9 protein-coding genes are annotated in these 5,743 nt (G+C 66.1%); 4 read left to right on the top strand and 5 right to left on the bottom strand.

Going from position 1 to position 5,743, the window contains the following annotated elements; genetic code table 11:
• Window positions 1-100: 100 nt before the first annotated feature.
• Entirely contained in the window at window positions 101-856 is a 756-nt protein-coding gene (locus BGN95_RS21615; protein WP_265269506.1) for an SDR family NAD(P)-dependent oxidoreductase, read from the bottom strand.
• Window positions 857-1,026: 170 nt separating this feature from the next.
• Between BGN95_RS21615 and dcd the strand changes: the two genes are divergently transcribed.
• From dcd to BGN95_RS21595, 4 genes are all read left to right on the top strand, one after another.
• Window positions 1,027-1,581: a dCTP deaminase gene (gene dcd / locus BGN95_RS21610; protein ID WP_286773966.1), complete on the top strand. Its 555-nt coding sequence runs from the start codon at window positions 1,027-1,029 to the stop codon at window positions 1,579-1,581.
• A gap of 143 nt (window positions 1,582-1,724) precedes the next feature.
• Window positions 1,725-2,345 carry a class I SAM-dependent DNA methyltransferase gene (locus BGN95_RS21605; protein WP_286773965.1) on the top strand — a complete coding sequence of 207 codons (621 nt, stop codon included), beginning with the start codon at window positions 1,725-1,727 and terminating at the stop codon, window positions 2,343-2,345.
• Between the two features lie 40 nt (window positions 2,346-2,385).
• Entirely contained in the window at window positions 2,386-2,769 is a 384-nt protein-coding gene (locus BGN95_RS21600) for a GFA family protein (protein ID WP_286773964.1), read from the top strand.
• Window positions 2,766-3,239: an NUDIX hydrolase gene (locus BGN95_RS21595; RefSeq protein ID WP_286773963.1), complete on the top strand. Its 474-nt coding sequence runs from the start codon at window positions 2,766-2,768 to the stop codon at window positions 3,237-3,239. Before BGN95_RS21600 ends, BGN95_RS21595 begins: the two co-directional genes overlap by 4 nt.
• A gap of 179 nt (window positions 3,240-3,418) precedes the next feature.
• Here BGN95_RS21595 and BGN95_RS21590 read toward each other — a convergent pair whose 3' ends face one another.
• The 4 genes from BGN95_RS21590 to BGN95_RS21575 all read right to left on the bottom strand — a co-directional run.
• Window positions 3,419-3,847: an ExbD/TolR family protein gene (locus BGN95_RS21590; protein WP_179512233.1), complete on the bottom strand. Its 429-nt coding sequence runs from the start codon at window positions 3,845-3,847 to the stop codon at window positions 3,419-3,421.
• A gap of 26 nt (window positions 3,848-3,873) precedes the next feature.
• Window positions 3,874-4,356 carry an ExbD/TolR family protein gene (locus tag BGN95_RS21585; RefSeq protein ID WP_179512234.1) on the bottom strand — a complete coding sequence of 161 codons (483 nt, stop codon included), beginning with the start codon at window positions 4,354-4,356 and terminating at the stop codon, window positions 3,874-3,876.
• Window positions 4,357-4,450: 94 nt separating this feature from the next.
• Entirely contained in the window at window positions 4,451-5,233 is a 783-nt protein-coding gene (locus BGN95_RS21580) for a MotA/TolQ/ExbB proton channel family protein (RefSeq protein WP_179512235.1), read from the bottom strand.
• A 55-nt stretch (window positions 5,234-5,288) separates the two neighbouring features.
• Window positions 5,289-5,743 (bottom strand): energy transducer TonB (locus tag BGN95_RS21575; RefSeq protein ID WP_286773962.1); only part of this gene is annotated, 455 nt, incomplete at its 5' end.

Raw genomic sequence — 5,743 nt, 5'->3', positions numbered from 1 at the left:
CTCGCTAACTCTCTCGTCGCTCAAAACCGGCCATGGATACCTCGACCCGCTTGATCAACATCACAGATGCTCCCTTGTTCAAGGGAGGGAGAAATCGGGCTTACAACGACTGCCCGTCGTCCACGTCGACCACCGCCCCGGTCACCGCCGCCGAGGCATCCGAGGCGAAATACAGCATCAGCGGATCGAGCGCGGTGATGTCCATCATCCGCTTGCGGTGGAACGAGGCGATATGCGCCGCGCCGCCTTCGGTCTGGAACCAGTCGCCGGCGATCTCGGTCTGGACATAGCCCGGCTGGATCACGTTGACGTTGATTCCCTGCCGCACCCACTCGCGGGCCAGATTGCGCCCGAGATGCGCCACGCCGGCCTTGGACGCGGCATAAGCGCTGTCGCCCTGCCCGGTGAGATGCGCGGTGATCGAGCCGATGATGATCGCCCGCCCACGCCCCGTCTCGCGCGCGCCCGCCGCGATCAGCCGCTTGGCGCCCTCGCGCACGGTGAGATAGGCGCCGAGGAAATTGGCGTCGACCAGCTGCCGCAGCCCTTCGACCGATACATCGGTCGCGCGCCCGGCGTGGCTCATCCCGGCATTGGCGACGATCGTATCGACCGTGCCGAAGCGCGCTTCCGCCGCGTCATAAGCGGCGATCGTCGATGCCTCGTCGGCAACGTCGAGCGGCACGGCGAGCGCCGCGGCGCCCAGTTCCGCCGCGAGCGCCTCGACGCGGTCGACGCGCCGCGCGCCGAGCACCACCTTCGCCCCTGCCGCGGCATAAAGCCGCGCGAAATGCGCGCCGAAACCCGACGATGCCCCGGTGATCAATGCGACCCTGCCGCTTAGCGTGAAGCTCACCCGCCCTCTCCCTTTTTTTGAATGATCGCGGACTGCGTTGCGAGGCACGAGGCGCCACGTCAAGCGCGGAAGGGACAGGCGACAGCCGCGGATTCGGCGCATTCTCCCCTCCCCCCTTGCCAGCGCCGCGGCGGACGGCGAAAGCGGGCGAAAGAGAGGTAACGCCACCTATGTCCATCCTGTCCGACCGCTGGATTCGCGAGCGCGCGATCGCCGACCGCATGATCGAGCCGTTCGTCGAGGCGCAGCGCCGCGACGGCTGCATCAGCTATGGCCTGTCCTCCTACGGCTATGACGCGCGGGTCGCCGACGAGTTCAAGATCTTCACCAATGTCGACAATGCGGTGGTCGATCCCAAGGATTTCGCGGCAAACAGCTTCGTCGATCGCAAGACCGGCGTGTGCATCATCCCGCCCAACAGCTTCGCGCTGGCGCGGACGGTGGAATATTTCCGCGTGCCGCGCGACGTGCTGGTGATCTGCCTCGGCAAATCGACCTATGCACGCTGCGGGATCATCGTGAACGTCACCCCGCTCGAGCCGGGCTGGGAGGGGCATGTCACGCTCGAATTCTCCAACACCACCCCGCTCCCGGCGAAAATCTACGCCAATGAGGGCGCGTGCCAGTTCCTGTTCCTCCAGGGCAACGAACCGTGCGAGACGAGCTACGCCGACCGCGCGGGCAAATATATGGGGCAGCAAGGGGTAACGTTGCCGCGGTTGTGACGACAGGCGGCGCGGCCGCCGTCGTCATCCCAGCGCAAGCTGGGATCTCAGGCCGCAGGCGCGCGCTCCGCGGCACGCGATCCCAGCTTGCGCTGGGATGACGAATAGTAGCAGCCGCACCCGCGCCGCGTTACGTTCCGCCGATGCGACAGGATCGACCGGAAACCTCCGTAATCCATGTCTATGACCGCCACGGCGCGGCATGGGCGGCGCTGCGCGGCGACCGGCTACCCGAGCAGGCGTGGCTCGACCGCTTTTGCGCGCTGCTCGCCCCACGTTCGACCGTGCTCGATATCGGTTGCGGATCGGGGGTTCCGATCGCGCGTGCGCTGATCAACCGCGGGTTCGATGTGACCGGCGTGGATGCCAGTCCGACGATGCTAGCGCTGTTCCGCGCCAACCTGCCGACCGCGCCCGCGCATCTCGCCGATATGCGCAGGCTTTCGCTCGGGCGGCGATTTGCGGGGCTGCTCGCGTGGGACAGCTTCTTTCACCTGCCGCCCGCCGATCAGCGCGGCATGTTCGCACGGTTCGCGGCGCATGCCGCCCCCGGGGCGGCACTGATGTTCACGAGCGGCACCAGCGAAGGCAGCGCAATCGGCAAACTCGAAGGCGAACCGCTCTATCACGGCAGCCTTTCCCCGGACGAATATCGCAACCTGCTCGCCGCCGCCGCGTTCGATGTGATCGACCACATTGCGGAGGACCCGAGTTGCGGCGGGCGAACCGTCTGGCTCGCCCGGCGGCGCGGACAAGTCGAATAGACCTGCCGCCCGGCTCCGCGCCCGACGAAAGGAGCAATGAATGCATGCCGGATCATGCCTTTGCGGCGCCATCACCTTCACCGTTGCCGGCGATCTCCCGCCGCCGGCGGTCTGCCACTGCTCGCAATGCCGCAAACAATCGGGGCATTGCTTCGCCTCGACCGAGGTGCCGACATCGGCATTGACCATCGCGGACGAGCACTCGCTGGCGTGGTTCCAATCGTCGGAAAAGGCCAGGCGCGGCTTCTGCGCCTCATGCGGGTCGACGCTTTTCTGGGCGCCGTTGCACGACGACAAGATCGCGGTGGCGATGGGGGCGTTCGACAAGCCCACCGGCACGACGATCGGGATGCACATCTACGTCGCCGACAAGGGCGATTATTACGACATCACCGATGGTCTGCCGCAGCGTGCGGCGTCGTGAACGAGCGACGAGCGGCGCGGACGATCCGCATCGCCGCCGCCTTGATCGACGACCGCGCCGGGCGGTTGCTGCTGGTCCGAAAGGCGGGGGCACGGCGGTTCATGCTGGCGGGCGGCAAGATCGAGCCCGGCGAGGCACCACTGGATGCGCTGTTGCGCGAGTTGGATGAGGAGATCGGCCTGACATTGTCGGATGAAGACGCTCGATACGTTGGTCGCTTCTCCGCGCCGGCTGCCAACGAACCGGATCATATCGTCGACGCCGAGATCTTCCATGTGCGCGCCTCACATCTGCCCCAACCGCGCGCGGAGATCGAAGCGGCCGTCTGGGTCGATCACGTCGAAGCCGCGGCTATGCCGTTGGCACCACTCGTCCGCGATCACATCCTGCCGCTGGCCCGCACGCTTTGCGCGGAATACGAACCACTCGTCGCCAGCTTGTCGAAGCGAGGTCGGTCACTCAGCCGGTGAGGCCGCCCTTCGACAAGCTCAGGGCGAACGGGGGATAGCTGAGCCGGGTTCTCGACGCCCTGTTCGTCCACGAGCCCGCCTCTGCCGCTGCGCGCGGGCCGAAGCACACCCCAAAAGAAAAAGGGCGGCCCCGCAAGGCCGCCCTTCAACCATCGTCGCGAAATGCGCGGCCGTAGCCGTCAGAAATCGCGATAATATTGCTCGTTGCCGATGAAGCCGAGCTTGGTCACGCGCGAACGCTTGATCACCGCCAGCGTCCGATCGACCACGTCGTAACGGGCCTGCCGGTCGGGCTGGAAGTGCAGCTCCGGCTCCGGGCTCATGCCCGCCGCGACGTCGAGATACTGACGCAGCGTCACCATATCGACCGGGGTACCGTTCCAGGTCACCGTGCCGTTGATGTCGATCGCAACGACATTCTTGTCCGGCAGGACCGGGGGTGGCGGCTGATTCTGCTGATTCTGCGGCAGATCGACCTTCACCGCGTGGGTCTGGATCGGGATCGTGATGATGAACATGATGAGGAGAACGAGCATGACGTCGATCAACGGCGTCGTGTTCATTTCCATCATCGGCTCGCCGTCGTCGCGGCCGCCACTCATTGCCATGTCGTGTTACTCCTGACCGCTTCCGCTCACAGCCGCTCGACGCCTTCGCCCGGCGGCGGCTCGGAAATGAAGCCAACCTTGGCGAAACCGGCCATCTGCATGTTGAAGATCGCGCCGCCGATGCAATGCCACGGGGTGTTCACGTCACCGCGGATATGCGCTTCGGGGAGTTCCAGGCCGGGGGCGTTGGGGCCACCCTGCCGAGCGATCTCCTTCTTGAGCTTCTCGACCGCGCGGTTGAGCAGCTCGTCATGCGTCACCGGGGTCAGGCCCCAATAGACTTTGCACGTCCCGTCCGGCGCGCCCATGATCGAGAGCGAAACGTTCTCGGGCTTGGTCGTGGTCGGATCGAAGCGGACATTGGGAAGCTTGAGCTTCACCGTCTGGATCACGACCGGAACCGCGATCAGGAAGATGATGAGGAGCACCAGCATGACGTCCACCAGCGGGGTCGTGTTGATGTCCGACATCGGAGTTTCGGTGGAGTCTCCACCAACGCTCATCGCCATGTGTCAGGCTTTCCTACTCATTCTGCCGTCGGGTCGGGCCGACGGCCGGTCAGCCGGGCGGCCGCGAACGGCCGCCCCGCCTCCCATTTTCATCTTACGCGCGGGTCGCACCGCCGGCGGGCGCCGCGGCGGGCTTCGCCGGGGCCGGCTTGGCAGCGCCGACGCCGGCCGGCTTCACCGCACCGTTCGAGGCGAGGTAGCCGAGCACGTCGTTCGAGAAGGCCGACAGGTCTTCCGCGATCGACTTGTTGCGACGCTGCAGCCAGTTGTAGGCGAGCACCGCCGGCACCGCGACGACGAGGCCGAGCGCGGTCATGATGAGCGCTTCACCGACCGGGCCGGCGACCGCGTCGATCGACGCCTGACCGGCAGCGCCGATCTTGATGAGCGCGCGATAGATGCCGATAACCGTACCGAACAGGCCGATGAACGGCGCGGTCGCGCCGACGGTCGCGAGGAAGGCGAGGCCGGTGCCGAGCTTCGAGTTGATCGAGGCTTCCGAACGCGCCAGCGAACCGTGCAGCCAGTCATGCGCTTCGACCGGATCGGTCAGCTTCTGGTGCTGGTCCTGCGCCGACAGGCCGTCGTCGACGATCTGCTTGTAGGCCGAGTTCTTCTCGAGCTTGGCCGAGCCTTCGCGCAGCGAGTTCGAGTTCCAGAAACCCTGCTGGCTGATGCGCTTCGCCTGGTTGATGATCTTCTGCTGCTCGAACAGCTTCGAGAACAGGATGTAGAAGGAGACGATCGACATCAGCACCAGGATGCCGAACACGGTCTGCGAGATGAGACCGCCTTCCTGAAGCGCGGGGATGAGGCCGTACGGATTGTCGCCCTTGGCGGCCGGCGCAGCGCCGGCGGCGAGAATGGTGATCATCATAAAATGCTAGTCCCTTGAAAAACGAATGGCGTCAAATGTGTGGCCAGTCGGCAGATCACTGCTGGATCTGCCACCGGACGGGCAACGTCTGCCTCGATGCGATCGGCTGACCGTTCTCATCCTTCGCCGGGCTGTAACGGACCCTGCTCTTGGCGATACGGCACGTAGCCTGATCGAGCGCAGCGCTGCCACTCGACGTCGTTACCTCACATTCGCTTACGCGACCGTCGGTGCCGATCGTCAGCATGGCAACCACGCGCCCTTCCTCACCGGCACGAAGCGCCGACGGAGGATAATTGTCCTGGGAGAAATACTGCCCAGGATTGCCCTTCGCGACGGCAGCCTGCGAGACGCGCGGCGGCGGTGGCGGGGCGGGCGGCGGCGCGACCACGACGGGGCGCGGCGGCGGCGGCACCGGCGTCGTGATCACCGGCGGCGCGACGGTCGTCGGCGCCTGCACGATCGGCGGCGGCGTCACGACCGGCGGCGGCGCGACCTTGACGTCGGGCG

It is taken from the genome of Sphingomonas sp. 66-10 (assembly GCF_001897045.1).
Taxonomy (GTDB): Bacteria; Pseudomonadota; Alphaproteobacteria; order Sphingomonadales; family Sphingomonadaceae; genus Sphingomonas; species Sphingomonas lycopersici.
The sequence above is the reverse complement of the archived record's forward strand: the minus strand, read 5'-3'. Positions and strand labels throughout refer to the sequence as shown.